We start from the raw sequence: 21249 nt of genomic DNA on the forward strand, positions 1-21249 counted from the left end.
TCCCCGACTGCTTCCCCGACTGCTTGGAGATCCGATGGCTCCCAGCTTCACCGTCCACCACGCCGTCTCCATGGTCCGCAAAGAAGATTTCGACGACACCGCGCTGATCTCTGAGGCGTTCGCCAAGCACATCGTCAGCTCCCTGCTGCCCGCCCGGACCCGGCCCGTGCGCTGCACGATCGACGCCGAGCCCTGCGGCACGGGCGTCAAACTGCGCTTCAGCAGTCACATCGACGGCCTCGACTCCGCCGCCGCCGTGACGCACCGGCTCGTCTTCGTCGACAGGGAGGAGACGCGCATCAGCGTGCACCGGATCACCCCGGAGAACCCGTCCGCGACGTCGGAGGTGCTGGTCCTTCTCGACGGCACCGACCGGGACTACTGCCACGCCTCCGTCTACGACGCGGAGGAACGGCTGCTCGCCGTGGAGTCCGTGGTGTTCAACCACGAGGGCAAGGTCCGCGCCTACCCGTTCACCTCGCAGTACGTGTCCCCCCTCACCCTCGGCCGCGCGGAGCTGCACGAGATCCAGAGCGACGACGGACGCAAGATGCTGCGTTTCACCGTGGGTCTTTCCGACCTGAAGGAACCCGAGAAGATCGTCATCGCCCTGCAGGCGACCGGGATCATCGACCGCACGGAGTTCGTCTGCACCCCGGAGGAACCGGAGGTCCACCGGGTCATCCCCCTCGACGCCAACGCCGGACTCGCGCCGGGGGAGTGGGTGGTCATCGCCGTCGACGACCAGGAGCGGTTCCTGGCCCAGTCCCTCATCGTCATCCGGCCACGATGACGCCTCCCGGGTTGCAGGTGCGCCGGGTCCGGCACCCAGGTGCGCGACTGGCCGCGCTGCGGCTGTGCGTGCGCGTCGGGAGCGCGGACGAGAGCCCCGCCGAGCGTGGGATGGCGCACCTGCTCGAACACCTCGTCGTCAGGTGCGCGATGGGCGGCGGCAGGGTCGGCGGCAGGGTCGGCGGCGGGGGCGGCGGAGGAGCCTTGGTGGGGGCCGCCACCGGCAAGGAGCACACCGCTTACACGGTCGTTGTACGGCCGCGCGACGTCGCCGAGGCGCTCAACGTGCTCACCCTGGCCTTCGAGCCCCTGGCCGTAAGCGAAGCGGTGCTCGCGGCCGAGCTGGCGGCCGTCTCCGAAGAACGCGCCCACCGGGAGAGCAGCGTGGCGTGGCGGCTCCAGCAGGCGCTGTTCGCCGCGCTCTGGCACGGCACGCCGTACGCTCATCCCGTGCTCGGGGACCCCTCGGCCCTGGCCGCCCTTACCCCGGGCGAGGTCAGCGAGTTCCACGCCCGCCGCTACCGCCCCGATCTGGCTCACCTCACCGTCGCTGGCGACGGTCTGGACATCCCCGCGCGCGGTGACGCCGTCTCGTGCGGTGACGCCGTCTCGTGCGGTGACGCCGTCTCGTGCGGTGACGCCGTCTCGTGCGGTGACGCCGTCTCGTGCGGAAACCCGGTCGGCGAGGGGCTCCCCGCCCCGGCGCCGGGCGGTGTGTGCGCGTCCGAGGCGGGGGAGTGGGTGGGCTTTGCGTTCGCCGAGGAGACCGCGGAGGCGGGGGAGCACCACGCGGCGGCGTGCCGTGCCGTACGGGCGGCCACCGGCCTTGAGGTCCACCGGCTCGACCTGCGCGGCCACGTGTGCACGTGGGTGATGGTGAGGGCGCGGGACGCCCGGGCGGCCCACCGGGCCGTCACCGCCGCCTGTCTCGCCGCCCGGGACAGGCTGCTCGCCGGTGACGGCCTGGAATGGCTGCGGTCCCGGGTCGTGATCCCGGAGCTGCGGCGCAGGGACGACGTCGCGGTGAGCGCCGCCCTCGGCGCGTTCCCGGAGCAGAGTACGGCACCGCCCGACACGTCGGCGCTCGCCCGCCTGATCGGGGCGTGGTCGGAGCGCCTGGCGGAGCCGGCGACGGCGACGGCGCCCTCGGGGGCGTCGGGGGCGACGGGGGAGCTATCGCGGGTTTCGGGGGCTTCAGGGGCGCCATCGGGGGTTTCGGGATGAGGGGTTTCGGGATGATGAGCAGGGAACGCGCTCCCAGCGGGGTCGTGGTCGCGGCGTTGGACCCGGAGGACCTGCCCACGGCCGTGGTGGCCGCCACCCTGGTCGTGCCGCTGCGCGGCCTCAGCCGGTCGACGGTCCTGGCCGCGCCTCTGGTGGCCGACCTCTGGGCGGCCACGGTGGCCGAGGCCGCCATGCGGGCCGGAGCCGAGGTGGCGGTGTCGCCGGTCGCGGCGGTGGATTTCGCCGGCGTCACGGTGGAGGCGGTCAGAGCGCGGTGGGCGGACGTCCACGGCCTGCCGTACTGGTTCTCGCCCACCGCCCTGCCCACCGCCCTGCCCGCCGGTGACGCCGTCACCCGGGCACGCCGTACGGCGCTGGAACGTGCCGAGAGGGACGAGGGCCGCTGGTCCGACCGCATACGCGCCGCCCTGTTCGGCGGGCACCGGTACGGCGTCGGCCATGCCGAGCGGATCGCTTATCTGCGTGCCTGCGGCACCGGCGATCTCCTCCGCGCGATGGGGGAGTTGGCGGCGGCCCCTCCGGTGCTCGCGATGTCGGCGGCGGACGGGCGGACGGCGGCCGAGTGCGCCGCCGCGCTCTCCGCGGCCATCGCCACCCGGCCTTCCGTCCCGCCCTCCGAGGGGGGTTCCGCCCTGTCCTCGGAGGGGGTTTCCGTCCCGCCCTCCGCTCTGCTTTCGGAGGGACCTTCCGTCTCGTCCCTGGCCGGTCCCATCGTCGAGGGACCGGATTCGACGGCGGCAGGCCCGTCGTCACGAGGGCACTATCTGGTGGGCGCGAAAGGGGTGGCCCTGGGAGATGAGGAGAAATTCGCGCTGCACATCGCTTGGGCCGTGCTGGGTGGGCGGGAAGGCGAGCTTGATCGCCGGCTTCGCCATGAGGACGCCCTCACGTATTCGCTGGCGGCCTTCAGCAGAGAGTTCGCCGAGGGGGGCTATGGCCTGATCTATGGCGCATGCCGCGCCGATGCGCTGGAAGTGGTCACCGAGCGCGTCGAGGAGACGCTGGAGTGGCTCGCTTCCGCGGGACCTACTGCGGCGATGGTGGATTCCGCCAAAGAACGCCTGATCATTCGGCAGATGCAGGCCGTGCAATCGGCGCGTGGATTCACCGAGCGGATGTGCGGCTACGAGATCGCCGGTATTTCCGCAGGTCGGATACTCGATTATCCGGAACGGTTGGAGCGCGTCCATGCCGCCCAGGTCGTGGAGGCCGCATCGCGATTTCTGGGGTCCGATGTCCGAATTATTGGGTAGGTGTGATAGTTGCGAGAGATATCGGCGTGGTCGAAATCATGATTAATGCCCCGAGTGCCCGGAAAGCGGAGGTTGATGTCCATGTGATAGTAATGAGGGCGAGATACGGCTCATGGCGTTGACGGGGAGAAGGGTGGATGCGTTCAGACGCATGAAGTTCATCGTCCCTTCACCTATAAGCGGCTTTCGTATGTCGTGAACGCTATCGGCATCACAGAAGGACCGCTCCAAGGGGTTGTGAGTCGGCACTGCGGGGGCAGCGCCGAAACCGGCGTGGTGCCTCGCTGAGCACGGTGTCACCTGGTCCTGGACATTGAAAAAGAGGTCCGGCGCAATGATAGGGATTCTTGCTGGAACCACACCTGCCTCCGGCTTATCGCGGGGAGGTCTGCGGTTCGGGCACCGTTCGCACGAGGAATCGATCTACGAGATGAAGGAGTATCGCGTTGTCGTGCTCGGCCACTGGCGGGCAATGCAAACCGATCAGGTCGTCGATGACGCCGACGTGATGATCCACCGCTGTCGCGGGCTGGGCGACTTGGCCGCCGCGGTCCACTGCAGCAGGGCCAACTGGATCATGGTCGGCTACGACTACGACGACAGCGACATCCAGCGGGTGGTGATGGCGGCCAAGGCGATGCGCGAGGACGTGGGGCTGGTCCTGCTCGGGCCGCGCCACGACTGGCGCCGCTGCGAACGCTGGCTGAAGCGGGGGTGTCGCGTCTACCTGGAGCACACGATCGACGTGCCGAGGGCCATCGCGGCGATCAAGGCGGCCCAGACGCTCGACATCAACGTGATGGATCACGTCTTCTCCAGGATGCTGTGCGACCGGGTCGCCGGCCCCGCGCCGCATCTCACCAGACGTGAGAGAGAGGTGCTGGAGCTTCTGAGAAAGGGGCTCAGAAACAAGGAGATCGCCGATGTCATGCATGTGACGGTGAACACCGTCGAATACCACATGCGGCATCTGCTCTCGAAGTTCAGCGCGCGCAGCCGTCTGGAGGTCGTGGAGCGCGCCACGGCCCTGGGGCTCGCCTGAGGCGGGATCGGCCCGGCTCGCCGATTCCCGCACAGACTGCACAGACTGCGAAACAGACCGAGAACTGGAGGTGGGGGAGTGGGGCGGCTCAGGGCGAGCGCATTCTCCGCAGCTCGCTCACCACTTCCTCCAGAAGATAGATCACTCTCTCTAGTGAACGGTCCGGCGAACGGTCCGGCGAACGGTTCGACTGCGCGGGCGGAGTGGCCTCCGGGCGGCGTTGGTGCTCCTCACCCTCGGGCACCACATAGTCGGCCAGGCTCATGAGCTCCCAGTAGCCGACATCGAGCACACCGGCGAGGCGGTGCAGGATCCGCGGTGACGGTGTGCCGACATAGCCGCTTTCCAGCTTGAACAGGTAGCCGGGAGATATGTCCGCCCGCTCGGCCGCGGCCTGCAGGGAGAGGTCGAGCGTCTCGCGGGCCTCCCGCATGCGGTCGCCCATGGCGCGGGTCGGCCGTGAGGGGGCTTGTTGCTTCTTCATATTCACTATGGTAGATAAATCTACTATGGGAAGCAAGCAACGCACGGATACCCGGAGTCTGGCGCTCACTGTTGCGTGCGTGGCGCTCGCGACGGACGCGATGGTCTACGGCATCGCCGTCCCCGTGCTACCGAAGATCGCCGTGGAACACGGCACCCAGCCGCTGGGGGTCGGCGTGATGTTCGCCGTCTACGCCGGTGCGCTGGTGCTGGTCACCCCGCTGGCCGGGGCCTGGATCGACCGCCGGGGGAACCGGGCGCCCATGATCATCGGCATGCTCGGCCTGGCGGCCTCGACACTACTGTTCGCGTTCCTCCGGGATCCCGGCCTGCTGATCGCGGCCAGGGCCCTGCAGGGCGCGTCCGCCGGCCTCGGCTGGACCGCGGCGCTGGCCCTGATCGCGACCACCCACGAGCCCGCCGAGCGGGGCAAGGCCATGGGCATCGCCCTGTCGTGCTTCGGCGTCGGCACCCTGCTGGGCCCGCCCGTGGGCGGGCTGCTCACCGACTGGTTCGACCCGCGCGCCCCCTTCATCCTGGCCTTCGTGCTGGCCGCGGTCGACGGCCTGGTGCGCTGGAGGTTCATCCCCAAGGAGCACGCGGTCGCCGCGCCGGAGGAGCGGGTGCCGCTGCGCGACAGGCGCGGTCTGGTGCTGGTCGGCACACTCACTATAGTGGGCGCGGCTCTGATCGCCTTCCTGGAGCCGATCCTCCCGCTCCACCTGTTCAGCACCGCGGACGCGGGGCCGGGCGCGGTGGGCCTGGTGTTCGGCGTGGCGGCCCTGGTCGCCTCGATGGTGCCGTGGCTCGCCGGATCCGCGCTGCGCTTCATCCCGGCCAGTGCGATGGCCTTCGCCGGATGCGTGCTCGCGGCCGGCGCCCTGTTCGTCCTGCCGCGGCTCGACGGGGTGGTGCTGCCGACGGTCGCTCTCGCGGTCGTCACCGTGGGCGCGTCCCTGGTGCTCACGCCCACACTGACCCTCATGGCCGACCTCGCCGAGCAGCGCAGGCCGCCCAACTACGGCGCGGTCTACGCGCTCTACACGCTGGCCTACACCGGGGGGCTCGCCGTGGCGCCCCTCGCGGCGGGCGCGACGATGGACGCCTTCGGATTCGGCGGGGCTGCGGCGACAGGGGCCGGTTTCGCGCTGGTGATGGCCGTGGTGCTCCTGGCCTTTGGCCGAACAAAACGCTCATCTGCCTCGGCCGTTGAGTAATTCCCAGGATTTACTACGGTTATCCGTGTCGTCGGCGAAATGCGGCCCAATCTACTCTCGCATCGTTGTCCTCGCGATTTCACCTGGGGCATGGGAAGCCGGGGCGGTGAGTCCCCGGGGCCGGAGGGGCTTTCGGGTCCCCCGCTCGTGGGACGGCCCCCTGATTTCCCTTCATGGGGGTGGAACGCAAGTCACGAAAGGAGTGGACATGGACGTCACATTCGCCATCGTCGATGAGAAGGTCGCCAGCCTGGAGAGCATCGGCGTCGAAGAGGGCTGCAGCTCCTCCTCCTCGTCCTCCTCGCTCGACATCTCGGGGATCGACTTCGAGTAATCGGCGGTTGAAAGCAAGTGATCCACTGAAAGCAGAGTGATCCACGCCTTCGCCCCCGGAGCTTCTCGCCCTGGGGCGAAGGCGTGGATTTCCCTGTAGGCGCCGAAACCGTTTCTCCCCCGCGTCTCCGTGGAGACGACTCCGTGGAGACGACTCCGTGGAGACGCGGAGGGGAGCGGTCAACGCGTGGAAAACGCATTCCTTTGTTCAGATCAGAACGGGAGCGTGATGTTCTACGGCGTGCGTCTGGCGTGCCGGGCCGCCTGGGAGGGCGTGCGCATCATCGGGTGGACCTCCTTCTACGCCGCCGTCTACGCGGCGGGAGGCCGAGGTGACCGGCGCGCGCGGCTGTCCGGCGTGCTGCGCCGCTACCTGCTGCGCATGGGGCCGATGTATGTCAAGGCCGGGCAGGTGCTCGGCACCCAGTCCGGCATCCTGCCCGGTCAGGCGTCTGAGGAGTTCCGCCACTTCTTCTCGGACCTGCCCCCGATGGGGCCCGCCGCGCTGGAGACGGTCCTGCGCAGGGGCCTCCCCGCGCCCGTCACGGAGGTGTTCGCCGATTTCGACCGCGTCCCGTTCGCGGTCGGCTCGGTCGCGCAGATCCACTCGGCCGTCTCCCACGAGGGTGAGCGGCTCGCCGTCAAGGTCGTGAAAGACGGAGTCCAGGAACGGCTCGCCGCCGCGTCCTGGGTGCTGGCACGGCTGGCGGTAGCCGTACACGCGCTGGTGCCGCCGCTGCGGAAGTACGAGCTTCCCGGGCACGTGGAGGAGCTGCGGCCGGCCCTGCTGGAGCAGTGCGACATGCACAAGGAGGCGAGTCGGCAGAGCGAGGTGGCGCGCAACTTCCGCAACCATCCGTTCCTGCGGGTGCCGCGGGTCTACGAAGAGCTGTCCACGCGCGACGTCCTCGTCATGGAATACGTCGAGGCGACCCGGGGCGAGAACGTGGAGCAGGTCGCCTTCCCGCGGACCGACCTGGCGGCCAGGCTCCAGGACGTCTTCTACTGCATGGTCTACTTCCACGGGCTGTTCCACGTCGACCCCCACCCGGGCAACATCATGGTCGGCGACGACGGCCAGATCATCCTGGTCGACTTCGGGCTGGTCGGGCGGCTCACCGAGGAGGACCGCTGGGGGCTGTCGGCCTTCTACTACGCGTGCATACGCCACCAGTGGGACCTCGCCACCGAGCGCTTCACCCGCACCTTCGTCGTGCACCCCGAACGGGTGGCGGCCCGCCGCGCCGACTACGAGCGGGATTTCACGGCCGTCCTCCAGCGCCATTTCCAGGAGGTGTCGGCGAACTGGTCCACGATGGGCTTCCTGACCGACACCATCAGGCTGATGCACCGGTACGGCACCCGCATGTCGACCAGGTTCACCCTGCTCGCCCTGTCGCTCCTCACCGGCGAGGGCTACCTGACCATGGTGGACCCCGGCATCGACATCTGGCGCAACGCGCGGCGCTTCACCGACCGCTTCTCCCCGTATCTCGGCGACGACCTGCGTGAGCGCTTCGAACGCGAACTGGGCGCCCGCATGCCCGGCTCCCGTGCCGCCCGGCGGGAGGCCGCCGGCTACCTGGTGGCGCCCACGCACCTCGACCGTTTCGCCATGCCGAGTGCCTTCCCGCTGATCGTGGCGCAGGCGTCGGGCTCGAAGGTCCGCGACGTCGACGGAAACGACTACATCGACCTGTCCCTCGGATACGGCCCGCACATCCTGGGCTATGCCCACCCCGACGTGGTGGAGGCGGTGCGCGGGGCCGTGACGGACGGCGCGGTCAACGCGATCGGCAGCCCGAGCGAGCTGTCGCTGGCGAGGCTGATCGCCGAGGCGTTCGGCCCCGGGGCCAAGGTCGTGCTGTCCAACTCCGGCACCGAGGCCGTGCAGATGGCGCTGCGCATCGCCCGCGCCCACACCGGGCGGCAGCGCGTCGCCAAGTTCGAAGGGCATTTCCACGGATTCTCCGACCAGGGCATGGTCAGCTCGTGGTTCCGTTACCGCGGCGACCGCCTGGCGCCCGAGCCGGTCGCGAATTCCGCCGGTTTCCACGACGCCGTCGTCGACGACACCCTTCTCCTTCAGTACGGCGAACGCGCCTCATTCGACCGGCTGCTCGACAACGCGTCCACTCTCGCCTGCGTCATCGTGGAGCCGATGCCGGCGGCCCTGGCCGATTTCGACGCCGATTTCCTCAGCCGGCTCCATGAGGTGTGCGCGGAAAAGGGAATCCTCGTCGTCCACGACGAGGTCGTGACGGGTTTTCGCGTCCACTACGGGGGAGTGCGGCATCTGGCGGGTGTCGAACCCGACCTCACCTGCCTGGGCAAGATCATCGGAGGTGGTCTGCCCTGCGGGGCGGTGGTCGGGCGGGCGGAGGTCGTCGATACCGCCAGGACCACCGGCGATCCGTTCCTGGACATCGACACCAGGGCTTTTGTCGGCGGCACGATGAGCGGGAACTCGGTCACCGCGGCGGCGGGCACCGCCGTACTCACCCACCTCCGCGACAATCCCCAGATCTATGACGGACTACGCCGCAAAACCGCGTGGCTGATCGACGAACTCAGGACGCACACCGCCGACCTGGGCGTGCCGTGCGTGGTCAAAGGACGTGACTCGATATTCTCGATCACCTTCGACCACGCGGTTCCCAGGCTGGTGCGCGACCGGCTCGCAGGCACACGCATCGAGGCGAACATCGCACTCGCCTATTACATGAGGGCACACGGGGTCCACATGCCGGAACTCCACACGATGATGCTCAGCGACGCTCATTCCGACGCCGACCTCAAATGCATTTCCCAGGCTTTCCGGAACAGCGTCGCCGAAATGGCCTCCAGTGGTTTCTTCACCTCCTGAGGAACTGATATGAGATTCCGAGCGATCGAGCATCGTCTGCCGTCCAGACCGGTCACCAACGATGAGGTGATCGACAACCTGCTGCGGGCCAGCGCCCGGCACCTCACGCGCGAGGAGCTGGGCGGGCTCGAACGGCTCACCCGCGACTGCTTCACCTCCTCCGGCACCACCGTGCGCTATGTGCGCGACGAGGGCGAGACGGCGGTGGAACTCGCCGCCGACGCGGGGGAGAGGGCCCTGGCGTCGGCGGGCCTGGACCCCGGGGACATCGACCTGCTGATCTACGCGGGGGTGGCCCGCGGGGTCGTCGAACCCGCCACCGCGGCCATGCACCAGGAGCGGCTCGGGCTCCACCGGGCGACCTCGTTCGACGTGATGGACGCCTGCGCGAGCTGGCTGCGCGCGCTTCAACTCGCCCACATGTCCGTCGCGCACGGGCACTACCGCAACGTCATGATCCTCAACGCCGAATGCGCCGGCCGCGACAGCTACCGCTACGAACTGAGATCGCTGGAGGAGTTCGCGCACTGGCACCCGACGGTCACCGTGGGGGAGGCGGCGACCGTCACCATCGTCTCCGCCGGAGGCGACGGCTTCGATGATTTCGCCGCGGATTTCCGCAGCTTCGGCGGCAAGTGGGACCTGTGTTTCGTGCCGCTGGCCACCTTCGAGGGATACGCGGGCCGCGAACGCGCCGCCGTACACGACTGGGAGCCCATGCGGTTCGTGTCGTACGGCCTGCGCCTCATGGAGTTCGGCACGCGCAAACTCATCGACCACTACCGGGAGAGACCGGAGTTCGAGAAGTTCGAACCCGACATCGTCTTCGGCCATTCGGCCAGCGACGCGGCCAGCCGCTACGTCGTGGACTCCTGCGGTATCGACCCGGGGCGCTACCGCTTCACCCACCACAAGTACGGCAACACCGTCTCGGCCTCCGTCCCGCTGGCCATGTCCGACGCGCTGGCGAGCGGGGACCTCGCGGACGGCGACGGGGTGATGGTGCTGATGGCCTCGTCCGGGGTGACGACGGCGCTGGCCAGATTCACGTTCAAAACCTGACTGGGGGAAGAAGCATGGACAGGAAACGGATCCTCGCCACCATCGTCGAGACCGCCTGCGCGATCGACGACAAGCTCGACGGCTCGGCCATCACCCTGGACGGCGCTCCGCTCAAGGACCACGGGGTCACCTCCCTCACCGTCCTCCAGGTCGCCGCCCGGCTCGAAGACGACTACGGCATCACGATCAACGACACTGAGGTGATGCTGGCGGATTCCGCGCTGGCCCTGGTCGAGCTCGTCGAACGCAAGACCGCGGCGGCGGCGTGAGCGCGTCCGGCCCGCAGAGCCTGCCCGCCGCCTTCCACGCCGCCGCGACCGGGGCCGGCCCCCGCGCCGGTGTGCGCTTCCTCGGTTTCGGCGCCCCCGACGTGGTGATCTCCTACCGGAGATTCCTCCACATGAGCGCCTGGCTCGGTCGGCGCGTCCCCCGCGACCCGGACGGCCGCCCGCGCACGTTGATCATCATCGCGAACGACCCCATGCCCACCCTGCTCGCCTTCTTCGCCGCGCTGTGGGCGGGCGACCGGCCGGTCGTGCTGCCCGGGTTGAAGGCCGCGGGCGGCCCGGGGCCGCTGGTGGACCGGGTGCGGCAGGTGGCCGCCCGGTTCCCCGGGCGCTGCGTGCTCGCGGTCGAGGAGGCGCTCCTGGCCCTGGATCTCGACCTGCCGGACGCGCCGGTCCTGCCGCTGCCCGCCGCCCCCGACGCCTACGGCGCCCTCGCCGAGGCACCGCCCCCCGGCGACGCTGGCGGCGGCGACGTCGCCTTCTACCAGATGACCAGCGCGTCGACCGGCGACGCGAAGGTGGTCGCGATCTCCCACGCGAACGCCTGCGCCAACCTGACGGCCCTGCGGTCCGCCCTCGGCGCCGGCCGCGACGACCGGATGGCCACGTGGCTGCCGCTGTACCACGACATGGGGCTGGTCGGCACGGTGCTGCTGAGCTTCTTCCACGGCTGGCCGCTGTCGCTCATGAAGCCGTCGGAGTTCGTCATGCGGCCGTTCCGCTGGCTCGACGCCATCAGCCGCTTCCGGTGCACTATCACCGCCGCGCCGAACTTCGGCTACGACTACAGCGCCCGCATGGTCGCCGAACGCGACCTGGCCGGCTGCGACCTGTCGTCCCTGCGCAGCGCCGTCATCGGCGCCGAGCCCATCAGGTTCGCCACCGTGCAGGGCTTCCACGACAGGTTCGGCAAGTACGGCTTGCGCGACGACGCCCTGACATGCAGCTACGGCATGGCCGAGTCGACGCTCGCCACCACCATGGCGGCCCCGGGAAGCGTGCCGCGCTACGCCCTGGTGGACCCGGCGTCCACCTCGCCGGGTTCGCCCGTGCGCCTGCTCGGGGAGGGGCGCGCCGGGCCGGGCGCGCCCGCGCCGGAGCGGGGGGTGGCGGTGTTCTCGTGCGGCGGTCCGCTGTCGGGGATCGGGATGCGGCTCGTGTCGGACGGCTCCGCCGTACACGGGGAGGGTGTGCTCGGGGAGGTCGAGTTACACGGGCCCAGCGTGTGCCTGGGCTATCTGGACGGCGCGACGGGCGAGCCGGCGCCGTTCGAGGAGGGGCGTTACCGGACGGGGGACCTCGGCTTCGTCCACCGCGGTGAGCTGTTCATCCTGGAGCGGACCAAGAACGTGATCATCCGCAACGGGCAGAACTACCTCGCCTCGCTCTTGGAGGACCGCGTCGCGGCGGTTCTCGGCCATCCCGCCCACGAGACCCTCGTCTTCGAGCGGGACATCCACGATCCCACAGGCGCCGTCGCCGTGCTCGTGGAGAACCACCGGGGAGAGGCGGGCGTGAGCGCGGAGCAGGCCGCCGCGCTGCGCGCGCTGGAGGTGCCCCTGGACGAACTGCTGTTCGCCCGCAAACGGGTCATCCCCCGGACGACCAGCGGAAAGAAGCGATATCAGGAGACCAGGCGGCTGCTGTCGCAGCAGGCCATGCCGCTGAGCGGTGTGATCGAGCTCGGAGCCGCCGGAGAGAGTTGACCCTCGTTGAAGCATCCACCTTCTATTTCACTCCTCGGACGCTGGGGCCAGGTGGTGGCGCGACGCCGCTACCTGGTCCTGGCGCTGTGGGCGGCTGTTCTGGCAGTGGCCGGGATCCTGTATCCCGTCCTTGAGTCGCGGCTCGGCGCCCCCGACTACACCGTCAGGAACTCCGAGTCGGCGAAGACACAGAGCCTGCTGACCGAACATTTCTGGGATCTCGGCGCCGAGCAGGACGTGGTCGTCTTCCGCTCGGCGACCCACACCGTGGCCTCACCCGAATACCGCAGAGTCGTCGAGCGGATCATCGAGACCGTCAAGAACGGCTCGGGCGTCACCGAGGTCGAAAGCCCCTACGCCGACGGCCGGGGCGAACAGATCTCGGCCGACCGCCGGGTGGCCCTCGCCGTCCTGGGGATGCGCGGCACGGAGGCCCAGCGCGCCTTCGTCGCCGCCCGCCTCCAGGACCGCATCGAACGCCAGAGCGCCGGCACCGGGGTCGAGGCGTACCTCACGGGCCCGTCGCCGCTCACCAACGATCTGTCCGACATCGAGCTGCGCGACCAGCGGACCGCCGAGAACATCGGCATTCCGCTCGCCCTGGTCGTGCTGCTGTTCGCCCTCGGCGCCCTCGCCGCGGCCCTGCTGCCCATCCTCGTCGCCCTCAGCTCCGTGCTGCTGTGTTCGGCGCTGCTGGTGCCACTGGCCTTCCCGCTGCATCTCGACCGGTTCGTCACGGTGGTGGCGACCGTCATCGGCATTGGCGTCGGCATCGACTACGCGCTGTTCGTCGTCAGCCGGTTCCGCGAGGAGCTCGCCGCCCGCACACCGTTCGGGAAGAGGGCGAGCCGGGAGGCCATCGACACCTCGATCGGCCTCGCCCTGCGCACCTCGGGCCGGACCGTGATCACCTCGGGTCTGATCGTGATCGTGGCGCTCGGCTCGATGCTGGTCATCAACGGCCACATCTTCATGGAGATCGCCCTCGCCACCAGCCTCGTCGTGGCCTGCTGCCTGCTGACCTCCCTGGTGCTGCTGCCGGCGATGCTCGCCGTGCTCGGCGACCGGGTGAACTTCGGCGCGCTGCCCCGGCGCATGCGGCCCCCCGACATCTCGGGGAACGGCACCGCCGCGGTGGGCCTCTGGGGCAGGTGGGCGGCCTTCGTCCTGCGCCATCCCGTGCTGACCGGCCTGCCGGCGCTCGCCCTGCTCATCCTGGCCTCCCTGCCCCTCACCTCCATCAAACTGGGCATCGACTGGGGTCTCGCCGCGCTGAGCGAGACCAGGTCCGGCAAAGGCCAGCAGATCGTCACCCAGTCGTTCACTGCCGGCGCCGTCGGCCCGGTGCAGGTCACCACGTGCAAACCACGCCCGATCGCCGCCCCCGAACTCGACAGGGTGGCGAGCCTCACCGCGACGCTCGCAAGGCACCCCCACGTGGAGTCGGTCACCTCGGTGACCTCCGAGCTCGACCGCGCCTTCGGCGGCCACACCGAGGCGCACCTGCGCCGGGCCGCCGCCGTACCGGAGGCGAGGCGGGAGCTGAACCGCATCGTCGACCTCGACAGGGGCGGGCGGTGCACCTATCTCAGCATCATCCTCAACCAGGCCGTCGACTCGCCCGAAGCCAGCGCCCTCGTGCGCGACCTGCGCGACCAGCACGCCCCGGACGCCTTCCGCGGCACCGGGGCCGAGGTCCACGTCGGAGGGCTCACCGCGCAATACGTCGACCTGTCCGACGAGACGTCGTCCAAGCTGCCGCTCGTCATCGCGATCGTGCTCGGGCTGTCGTTCGTCTACCTCCTGCTGGTCTTCCGCAGCGTGCTGATCCCGCTCAAGGCGGTCGTGCTCAACATCCTCGCCACCACCGCCGCCCTGGGGCTGACCGTCTTCGTGTTCCAGTTCTCCCACGGCGACTGGCTGCTCGGCTTTACCAGCGTGGGCACACTGCAGGCGTATCTCCCCGTGGCGCTGTTCGCGCTGCTGTTCGGGCTGTCCATGGACTACGAGGTGTTCCTCGTGAGCCGTATCCAGGAAGAGTACGAACGGAGCGGCGACAACGACCGCGCCGTCGTCGTCGCCCTCAGCCACACCGCCCGCCAGATCACGGCCGCGGCGGCGATCATGGCCGCCGTCTTCGGCAGTCTGCTCCTCGCCGACGTCCTCGAACTCAAGCAGTTCGCCTTCGGGCTCGCCGTCGCGGTCGTCATCGACGCGACCATCGTGCGCATGCTGCTCGTGCCGGCGGCCATGGGCATCGCCAAGAGAGCCAACTGGTGGATCCCCGACTTCCTGAACCGTCTGCTGCCCGCCGCGAACTGGGCGCGGGAGACAGAGAGCATCCCAGCCGAGGAAAGGACCACGCATGTCTAAAACCCGTGCGACGGCGGGCTACAAGGGCGTGTCGCAGGCCGCCGCCCAGCGGCACTACGACGTGTCCGATGACTTCTTCCGCATATGGCAGGGGCCCGACCTGAACTACGCCGCCGCCATGTGGGAGGACGGCGACGACACGCTCGAAGCCGCCCAGGCCAGGAAGACCGCCTACCTCATCGAGCAGGCGAACGTCCGGCCCGGCTCCCGCGTGCTCGACGTCGGCTGCGGCTACGGCTACGAACTGCGCACCCTCGTCGAGAAATACCAGGTCGCCGAGGCCGTCGGCATCACCCTCAGCGAGGCCGGCGTCGACTACCTGCACAAGCAGGACCTGCCCCGGTGCGAGGTGCGTCTGGAGAACTACGTCGACCACCGGCCGCGCACGCCGTACGACGCGATCATCTCGGTCGAGGCGATGGAGCACTTCGCCCGGCCCGGACTGTCGGGACGCAGCAAGATCCGCAGCTACCGCACCTTCTTCGAACGGTGCCACCGCATGCTGCGGCCCGACGGCAGGATGACCGTCCAGACGATCACCTGGGGGCACAGGTTCCCCCTCAACATCCAGATCCTCAGCGACCTGTACCTCGCCACCAGCATCTACCCCGAGTGTAACCCGCCGTTCGCCACCGAGATCATGCACGCCTGCGACGGCCTGTTCGACGTGCTGGAACTCCGCAACGACCGCGACCACTACGCGCGCACCGCGCAGATGTGGGTGGACCGCCTGCGCGACGACCGCGAACACGCCGCCGAACTCATCGGCAGGAAGAAGGCCATGGCCTTCGAACGCTGCATGGGCACCGCCGTCCAGGCGTTCACCGAAGGATGGCTCACCCTCCACCGCTTCACCTTCCGCCCGCTGCCCGTACGGCTGCGGCCCGCCCGCCGCTTCCTCGTCAACAACGTGCTCGGCAGGGGCGGCACCCCCAAGACCTGATCGGTTCTTCGACAGCCCTGACCGGTTTTCGACGAACCCGAACCCGAACCCGAACCCGAGCCAAGGAGAGACGTACCGTGCTCGACGTGATCATCCGGAACGGCCGCTGGTTCGACGGCACAGGTGCCGCCTCGGCCGTACGCAATGTGGGCATCCGAGACGGCCGCGTCGCGACGGTCTCGGCGGCTCCCCTGCCCGAGGAGGGCTGCCCGACCGTGCTCGACGCGTCGGACCGGTGGGTGCTGCCCGGCTTCATCGACATCCACACCCACTACGACGCCGAGATCCTGCTCAACCCCGGACTGCCGGAGTCCGTCCGGCACGGAGTGACCACCGTCGTCATGGGCAACTGCTCCCTGTCCACGGTCTACTCCGGGCCGGAGGACTGCGCCGACCTGTTCAGCAGAGTGGAGGCGCTGCCGTACGCGAACGTGCTCGCCGCACTGGAGAAGCACCGCGGGTGGACCGGCGCCAGGGAATACGTCAGCGAACTGGGCAGCCGGGCCCTCGGGCCCAACATCGCGGCCTTCCTCGGCCACTCCGACCTCCGCGCCCACGTCATGGGCCTCGGCCGGGCCGTCAGCACCACGGAGGCCCCCACCGACGCCGAACTCCGCCGCATGGCGGCGCTCCTCGCCGACGCGCTCGACCACGGACTCCTCGGCCTGTCCACCATGACCAGCCCCTTCTCCCGCCTCGACGGCGAACGCTTCCGCTCCGCCAGGCTCCCCTCGACCTTCGCGCCCTGGCGCGAATACCGCGTGCTGAACCACGTGCTCAGACGAAGGGGAGCCATCCTGCAGAGCGCCCCCAACACCGCCATGCCGCTCAACATGGCGCTGTTCTTCCTCGCCAGCGCCGGCCTGGGAACGCGGCGGGCCCTCAAAACCACCCTGCTCACCGCCATCGACCCCAAATCCGCGCCGCCCCTGGCCAAGGCCATCGGCCGCGCCGCCACGCTGTCCAACCGGCTGCTCGGCAGCGACCTGCGCTGGCAGCACCTGCCCGTGCCGTTCGAGGTCTACTCCGACGGCATCGAACTCGTCATCTTCGAAGAGTTCGGAGCCACCGCCGCCGCACTCCACCTCAGGGACCAGGCCGACCGGGTGCGGCTACTGTCGAAAGACGAATACCGCCGCTGGTTCAAACGCGAATACCGCAGGCGCCTGCCGCCCAAAGGCTGGCACCGCGACCTCCACGACGCCGAGATCGTCGAGTGCCCCGACCCCTCCCTCGTCGGGCAGACCTTCGGCCACATCGCCGACCGGCGGCGCGTCCACCCCGTCGACGCCTTCCTCGACCTCATCGTCGAGTACGGCACCGCCATCCGATGGCGCACCACCATCGCCAACCACCGCCCCGCCGTCCTGGACATGCTCGCCGCCGACCCCGGCGTCCACATGGGCTTCGCCGACTCCGGCGCCCACCTGCGCAACATGGCCTTCTACAACGCCTCGCTGCGGTTCATCAAACGCGCCTACGACGCCCACCTCGCCGGCAGGCCGTTCCTCAGCATGGAGAGAGCCGTCCACCGCGTCACCGGCGAACTGGCCGACTGGTTCGGCCTCGCCGCCGGCAAACTCCGCGAAGGCGACCGCGCCGACCTCCTCATCGTCGACCCCGCCGGGCTCGACGACTCCCTCGCCGCCTACCGCGAAGCGCCCATGGAGGAATTCGGCGGACTGCGGCGCATGGTCAACCGCAACGACGCCGCCGTGCCCGCCGTCTTCGTCGGCGGCGAACTCGTCTACCGCGACGGCGAATTCACCCCCGGGTACGGCACCGCCCGGCGAACCGGGCGCTTCCTGCGCGCCCGACGCTCCTCCCGCCCCGTCCCCGTCCTGTCCACCCACCGGGAGTCCCTATGAAAGTGCTGGTCACCGGAGGCGGAGGCTTCCTCGGCCAGGCCGTCACCAGGCTGCTCGCCGAAGCCGGACACCAGGTCAGCACCGTCAACCGGCGGCATTACGCCGTGCTCGACACCTGGGACGTCGACCAGCGGGTCGGCGACATCAGAAACCGCGACCACGTCACCGCCGCCGTACGCGGCCACGACGCCGTCGTCCACTGCGCCGGCAGAGCCGGAGCGTACGGCCCGGCCGCGGAATACCACGACGTCAACGTGCTCGGCACCCTCAACGTCCTCGCCGCCTGCCGCGCCGCCGGCATAACGCGCCTCGTGCACACCTCAAGCCCCGCCGTCGTCCACGACGGCGGCCACCTGGAGGGCGCCGACGAGACCGCCCCCTACGCCACCCGGTGGACCGCCGCCTACCCCAAGACCAAAGCCCAGGCCGAACGGCTCGTCCTCGCCGCCGACGGCGACGACCTCGCCACCGTCGCCCTCCGCCCCCACATCATCTGGGGACCCGGCGACCCCCACTTCATCCCCGCCCTCCTCGCCATGGCCAAAGGCGGACGCCTCAACATGCTCGGCGCGGGAACCTGGCTCATCGACAACGTCTACATCGACAACGCCGCCCACGCCCACCTGCTCGCCCTGGAACGCCTCGAACCCGGCTCCGCCATCGCCGGGCGGGCCTACTTCATCACCCAGGGCGAACCGCGCCCCATCGGCGAGACCATCAAACACCTGCTCGGAGCGGCAGGCGTCCGGCCCACCGTCCGCCACATACCCGTCTCCCTCGCCCGGCTCCTCGCCCCCGCCGTCGAGGCCGCCTACCGCCTCCGCGGCCCCCACGCGGCCCCGCCCTTCAACCGTTTCCTCGTCGAACAATTCACCACCGCCCACTGGTTCACCATCGCCGCCGCCCGCCGCGACCTCGGCTACAGCCCCCTGATCAGCTTCGACGAAGGCCTAGAGGCCCTCCGAGAGCACCTGCACAAGCATCCGCCCGCCTGACTTCGTGCCTGCCGGGTCAGTCGGCGACGAACGTCCCTCTCCTCGGCAGCGTGTGGACAAGCCGACTGTCCCGGAGGAGGTTGATGGCCGCCCGGACCGTGTCGCGGGCGCACCAGCTCCCGCGCCTGCCGCGCCTGGTCCGCCCGACTGGGGAACAGCCGCCGCCACACCATCCCGTCGGGCATGAGACGGTAGGCGGCGAGAAGCAGCCGGGGATCGTCCATGCCGGTCGGAGGGATGAACGCCTTTCCCTTGCTGTCCTTGAACACCGGGGCCGCCCCGGCGTCCGCAGTGAGCGTCCTCCCCTCACCCGCGCTCATCGCCCACCGCCCGCCTCGCGCACCCGGCTCCGCCGGCGAGCTCGAATCACACCCCCGTGCCGTGCTCAAGCCGGTTCCAGCCCCACCGGTCCGACAGCCTGTCCACCAGCAGCAGTCCCCTGCCGCCCTCGCTCTCGATGTCGCCGTCGCCGACCACCAGGGTCACCGTGGGGCCGTGGTCGATCACATCCAGCCTCACCCGGCCGCGCTCGCGGTTCAGGTCCAGCGTCACCGTGACCTTCCCGCCCCGCGAATGCAGGTAAGGGGCTGGAAATGCCAGGTGACGGCGAGGGGAAGCGCTTGACTCCTGAGCAGCGCATCGGTCGAGAGCTGGCACGCGCCCGAAAAGCGGCAGGTCTTTCCCAAGCCCGGCTGGGCAGGCACCTGGGAGTTTCTCCGTCCCTGATCAGCCATGTCGAGTCGGGAAGCCGGAGTCTGAGGATCGACCTCGCGCCTCGATGCGACACTCTGCTGAAGACCGGGGGTCTTCTCGAACGCCTGTGCCGCAGCCTCACGGCTCCGTCTGGCCCGAGTTGGTATATCCGGTGGGTTGAGGAGGTCGAGCCCTACTCACGAATACTGCGAAGCTGGGATCCGCTACTCGTCCCCGGCCTGCTGCAGACCGAGCCCTACGCTCGCGCCGTCTTCAGGAACGGCCTGGCGGGCTCGTCTCCGAAAGAGGTCGAGGACGGTGTCAGCGCCAGACTGAGACGCCAGGTCATCCTTGACGGTGAAAAGCCTCCCACACTGTGGGTGCTCATCGACGAATGGGTGCTGCGCAGGCCGGTCGGTGGGCGTGCTGTCATGCATGACCAGATGCAACAACTCCTCTCCCTGGTGGAACGTCCGACCATTCACGTACAGGTCGTGCCTCACGATGCGCCATGCACAGCCGGTCTTGTATCGAACTTCGTGATTGCCGAGATTCCGGACTCGCCGACAACGGTTTCTGTGGACTCTGCGGGAAAGGGTGAAGTATCTGCGGATCATGACTTTGTCTCGCAGATCTGGGCCAGGTATGACAAAATCCGGGCAGAGGCGCTCCGACCAGGCGAGACTGTCAAGATGATCAAGGAAGCGCGGGGCCGATGGAAGGGCGGAAGCTGATGAATATGGATCTCTCTGGCGCCCAGTGGCAGAAGAGCTCGCGCAGCGGAGACAACGGTGGCAACTGTGTCGAGGTGGCCCGCAATATCTCCGGCGTTGTCGCTGTCCGTGACAGCAAGAATCCCGGCGGAGCGGTCCTGGTTTTCTCCCCCGACGAGTGGAAAGCGTTTGTGGGCGGAGTGAAGAAGGGCGAGTTCGACCTCGGGTAGGAGGCCCGGGCTTTGCGACTGGAAGTGTCGTCGCCGACAGCGCTTCCGATGTGTGCCATCCCGTGCGCCCCTTGTCACCCCCCAGCGGGTACGCATCATCGACAGCGTCGACGTCTCCAGAACATCTGCTTCGCCCATAGCTGGACTACCTCCTGACTAGAGGCCTTGACGAGTTCTGGATCAGAAGTGAAGCTCGATTACTAGTGTGCTGCTCGTGGTGCCGGGCCCTGCCCCTCAACGTCCTTTCCGGACAGAACCGCTCAATGGAGGTTGTCGTGACCGCAGTTCTCGAACCGGCCGAACACACCGCCCTGCGCCTCCTGTGGGTGGACCTGACCCGAAAGTGCCAGCTCAACTGCGTCCACTGCCTGAACGATTCAAAGGCTGAGGGCACCCACGGCACGATGAGCCGACAGAACTGGATCAGTGTCCTGGATCAGGCCAAGGCCTCCGGCGTCGGTGAGGTCCGATTCATCGGAGGCGAGGTGACCATGCACCCGGATGCCGCCGAACTGGTCAGCCACGCGCTCGACCTCGGGCTTCAGACTGAGATCTTCAGCAACCTGGTCCACGTCGCCGCAGGCTGGTGGGAGCTGTTCCAACGCGACGGGGTCTCCGTCGCCACCTCCTATTACTCCGACGATGCCGCCGAGCATGACGCGATCACAGGTCGCCGCAGCCATGCGAGGACGCTTGCGAACATCGGCAAGGCCGTAAAGCTTGGGATCGTCCTTCGGGTTGCAATCGTGGCGGTCCATGAGGGGCAGCGCACAGGCAGTGCGCGGCGGGAGATGGAGGCCCTTGGTGTAACCGCCGTCCATGTCAGCCGGGTGCGGCCCTTCGGGCGAGCTGCTGGGGGCCAGTCCCCGGATGCCGCCCGTCTGTGCGGCCGATGCGGTACCGGTGCGGCTTCGGTCGGCCCGGACGGCAAGGTGTCCCCGTGCGTGTTCTCGACCTGGATGCGTGTGGGTGACGTCCGCGACACCTCGCTGGCCGATATCCTGCACAGCGCCGAGATGGCCCGCGCAAACTCGGCGATCCAGGTCGCGTGCGGGCCGGATGAGGACGAGTCGGACGGCGACGACGACGAGTGCAGTCCGGGTTTCCCCGGCAGCGGATGCAGCCCCAGAAGGTAAAGAGAGGGACCT

19 protein-coding genes are annotated in these 21249 nt (G+C 69.1%); 17 read left to right on the forward strand and 2 right to left on the reverse strand.

Annotation, left to right across the window (positions count from 1 at the left end):
• Positions 1-34 precede the first annotated feature (34 nt).
• The 4 genes from BLQ73_RS03165 to BLQ73_RS03180 all read left to right on the forward strand — a co-directional run bounded on the left by BLQ73_RS03165 (position 35) and on the right by BLQ73_RS03180 (position 4332).
• Entirely contained in the window at positions 35-793 is a 759-nt protein-coding gene (locus BLQ73_RS03165) for a DUF5944 family protein (RefSeq protein ID WP_093168022.1), read from the forward strand.
• Complete coding sequence (locus BLQ73_RS03170) at positions 790-2016, forward strand: M16 family metallopeptidase (RefSeq protein ID WP_093168024.1); 1227 nt, start codon at positions 790-792, stop codon at positions 2014-2016. The genes BLQ73_RS03165 and BLQ73_RS03170 overlap by 4 nt, the downstream gene beginning before the upstream one ends.
• A complete protein-coding gene (locus BLQ73_RS03175; protein WP_143020099.1) occupies positions 2013-3290 on the forward strand; it encodes a M16 family metallopeptidase in 1278 nt (425 codons plus the stop codon). The genes BLQ73_RS03170 and BLQ73_RS03175 overlap by 4 nt, the downstream gene beginning before the upstream one ends.
• Positions 3291-3720: 430 nt before the next feature.
• Positions 3721-4332 (forward strand): response regulator transcription factor, encoded by a 612-nt coding sequence (locus BLQ73_RS03180; protein WP_176955242.1) that lies wholly within the window; start codon positions 3721-3723, stop codon positions 4330-4332.
• 88 nt (positions 4333-4420) lie between these two features.
• On the opposite strand, the gene BLQ73_RS03185 is transcribed toward BLQ73_RS03180, so the two are convergent.
• Positions 4421-4816 (reverse strand): helix-turn-helix domain-containing protein, encoded by a 396-nt coding sequence (locus BLQ73_RS03185; RefSeq protein WP_093168030.1) that lies wholly within the window; start codon positions 4814-4816, stop codon positions 4421-4423.
• Positions 4817-4895: 79 nt separating this feature from the next.
• Here BLQ73_RS03185 and BLQ73_RS03190 point away from each other — a divergent pair, with 79 nt between their 5' ends.
• The 10 genes from BLQ73_RS03190 to BLQ73_RS03230 all read left to right on the forward strand — a co-directional run bounded on the left by BLQ73_RS03190 (position 4896) and on the right by BLQ73_RS03230 (position 18465).
• Positions 4896-6032 (forward strand): MFS transporter, encoded by a 1137-nt coding sequence (locus BLQ73_RS03190; protein ID WP_176955243.1) that lies wholly within the window; start codon positions 4896-4898, stop codon positions 6030-6032.
• Between the two features lie 208 nt (positions 6033-6240).
• Complete coding sequence (locus tag BLQ73_RS34455; protein WP_275936257.1) at positions 6241-6366, forward strand: hypothetical protein; 126 nt, start codon at positions 6241-6243, stop codon at positions 6364-6366.
• 228 nt (positions 6367-6594) lie between these two features.
• Positions 6595-9231: an aminotransferase class III-fold pyridoxal phosphate-dependent enzyme gene (locus tag BLQ73_RS03195; RefSeq protein WP_143020100.1), complete on the forward strand. Its 2637-nt coding sequence runs from the start codon at positions 6595-6597 to the stop codon at positions 9229-9231.
• A gap of 9 nt (positions 9232-9240) precedes the next feature.
• Positions 9241-10293, forward strand: coding sequence for a 3-oxoacyl-ACP synthase III family protein (locus BLQ73_RS03200; protein WP_093168036.1), 1053 nt, complete (start codon positions 9241-9243; stop codon positions 10291-10293).
• 14 nt (positions 10294-10307) lie between these two features.
• Positions 10308-10562, forward strand: a complete 255-nt coding sequence (locus BLQ73_RS03205; RefSeq protein WP_093168038.1) for an acyl carrier protein — start codon at positions 10308-10310, stop codon at positions 10560-10562.
• Positions 10559-12286, forward strand: coding sequence for an AMP-binding protein (locus tag BLQ73_RS03210; RefSeq protein ID WP_093168040.1), 1728 nt, complete (start codon positions 10559-10561; stop codon positions 12284-12286). The genes BLQ73_RS03205 and BLQ73_RS03210 overlap by 4 nt, the downstream gene beginning before the upstream one ends.
• 51 nt (positions 12287-12337) lie before the next feature.
• Positions 12338-14659: an MMPL family transporter gene (locus BLQ73_RS03215; RefSeq protein WP_176955244.1), complete on the forward strand. Its 2322-nt coding sequence runs from the start codon at positions 12338-12340 to the stop codon at positions 14657-14659.
• Complete coding sequence (locus BLQ73_RS03220; protein WP_093168043.1) at positions 14652-15602, forward strand: class I SAM-dependent methyltransferase; 951 nt, start codon at positions 14652-14654, stop codon at positions 15600-15602. Before BLQ73_RS03215 ends, BLQ73_RS03220 begins: the two co-directional genes overlap by 8 nt.
• A 77-nt stretch (positions 15603-15679) precedes the next feature.
• Positions 15680-17470, forward strand: coding sequence for an N-acyl-D-amino-acid deacylase family protein (locus BLQ73_RS03225; RefSeq protein WP_218125592.1), 1791 nt, complete (start codon positions 15680-15682; stop codon positions 17468-17470).
• The gene (locus BLQ73_RS03230) at positions 17467-18465 is read left to right on the forward strand and encodes an NAD-dependent epimerase/dehydratase family protein (RefSeq protein ID WP_093168047.1); all 999 of its coding nucleotides are present in this window, start codon (positions 17467-17469) and stop codon (positions 18463-18465) included. Before BLQ73_RS03225 ends, BLQ73_RS03230 begins: the two co-directional genes overlap by 4 nt.
• A 366-nt stretch (positions 18466-18831) precedes the next feature.
• On the opposite strand, the gene BLQ73_RS03235 is transcribed toward BLQ73_RS03230, so the two are convergent.
• Positions 18832-19017 carry an ATP-binding protein gene (locus BLQ73_RS03235; RefSeq protein ID WP_093168048.1) on the reverse strand — a complete coding sequence of 62 codons (186 nt, stop codon included), beginning with the start codon at positions 19015-19017 and terminating at the stop codon, positions 18832-18834.
• Between the two features lie 41 nt (positions 19018-19058).
• On the opposite strand from BLQ73_RS03235, the gene BLQ73_RS03240 reads away from it, so the two are divergent.
• From BLQ73_RS03240 to BLQ73_RS03250, 3 genes are all read left to right on the forward strand, one after another.
• Entirely contained in the window at positions 19059-19892 is an 834-nt protein-coding gene (locus tag BLQ73_RS03240) for a helix-turn-helix domain-containing protein (protein ID WP_093168049.1), read from the forward strand.
• Positions 19893-19897: 5 nt separating this feature from the next.
• Entirely contained in the window at positions 19898-20101 is a 204-nt protein-coding gene (locus tag BLQ73_RS03245; protein WP_093168195.1) for a DUF397 domain-containing protein, read from the forward strand.
• 275 nt (positions 20102-20376) lie between these two features.
• Positions 20377-21237, forward strand: coding sequence for a radical SAM/SPASM domain-containing protein (locus BLQ73_RS03250; RefSeq protein ID WP_245690754.1), 861 nt, complete (start codon positions 20377-20379; stop codon positions 21235-21237).
• Positions 21238-21249 lie beyond the last annotated feature (12 nt).

The organism is Sinosporangium album (genome assembly GCF_900100605.1).
In the GTDB taxonomy this organism is placed as follows: domain Bacteria; phylum Actinomycetota; class Actinomycetes; order Streptosporangiales; family Streptosporangiaceae; genus Sinosporangium; species Sinosporangium album.

Coding starts and splice junctions, on each gene's coding strand:
- BLQ73_RS03230 (WP_093168047.1), top strand. CDS start 17,467: ATGAAAGTGCTGGTCACCGGAGGCGGAGGCTTCCTCGGCCAGGCCGTC.
- BLQ73_RS03200 (WP_093168036.1), top strand. CDS start 9,241: ATGAGATTCCGAGCGATCGAGCATCGTCTGCCGTCCAGACCGGTCACC.
- BLQ73_RS34455 (WP_275936257.1), top strand. CDS start 6,241: ATGGACGTCACATTCGCCATCGTCGATGAGAAGGTCGCCAGCCTGGAG.
- BLQ73_RS03245 (WP_093168195.1), top strand. CDS start 19,898: ATGGATCTCTCTGGCGCCCAGTGGCAGAAGAGCTCGCGCAGCGGAGAC.
- BLQ73_RS03170 (WP_093168024.1), top strand. CDS start 790: ATGACGCCTCCCGGGTTGCAGGTGCGCCGGGTCCGGCACCCAGGTGCG.
- BLQ73_RS03195 (WP_143020100.1), top strand. CDS start 6,595: ATGTTCTACGGCGTGCGTCTGGCGTGCCGGGCCGCCTGGGAGGGCGTG.
- BLQ73_RS03205 (WP_093168038.1), top strand. CDS start 10,308: ATGGACAGGAAACGGATCCTCGCCACCATCGTCGAGACCGCCTGCGCG.
- BLQ73_RS03165 (WP_093168022.1), top strand. CDS start 35: ATGGCTCCCAGCTTCACCGTCCACCACGCCGTCTCCATGGTCCGCAAA.
- BLQ73_RS03175 (WP_143020099.1), top strand. CDS start 2,013: ATGAGGGGTTTCGGGATGATGAGCAGGGAACGCGCTCCCAGCGGGGTC.
- BLQ73_RS03180 (WP_176955242.1), top strand. CDS start 3,721: ATGAAGGAGTATCGCGTTGTCGTGCTCGGCCACTGGCGGGCAATGCAA.
- BLQ73_RS03220 (WP_093168043.1), top strand. CDS start 14,652: ATGTCTAAAACCCGTGCGACGGCGGGCTACAAGGGCGTGTCGCAGGCC.
- BLQ73_RS03240 (WP_093168049.1), top strand. CDS start 19,059: ATGCCAGGTGACGGCGAGGGGAAGCGCTTGACTCCTGAGCAGCGCATC.
- BLQ73_RS03185 (WP_093168030.1), bottom strand. CDS start 4,816: ATGAAGAAGCAACAAGCCCCCTCACGGCCGACCCGCGCCATGGGCGAC.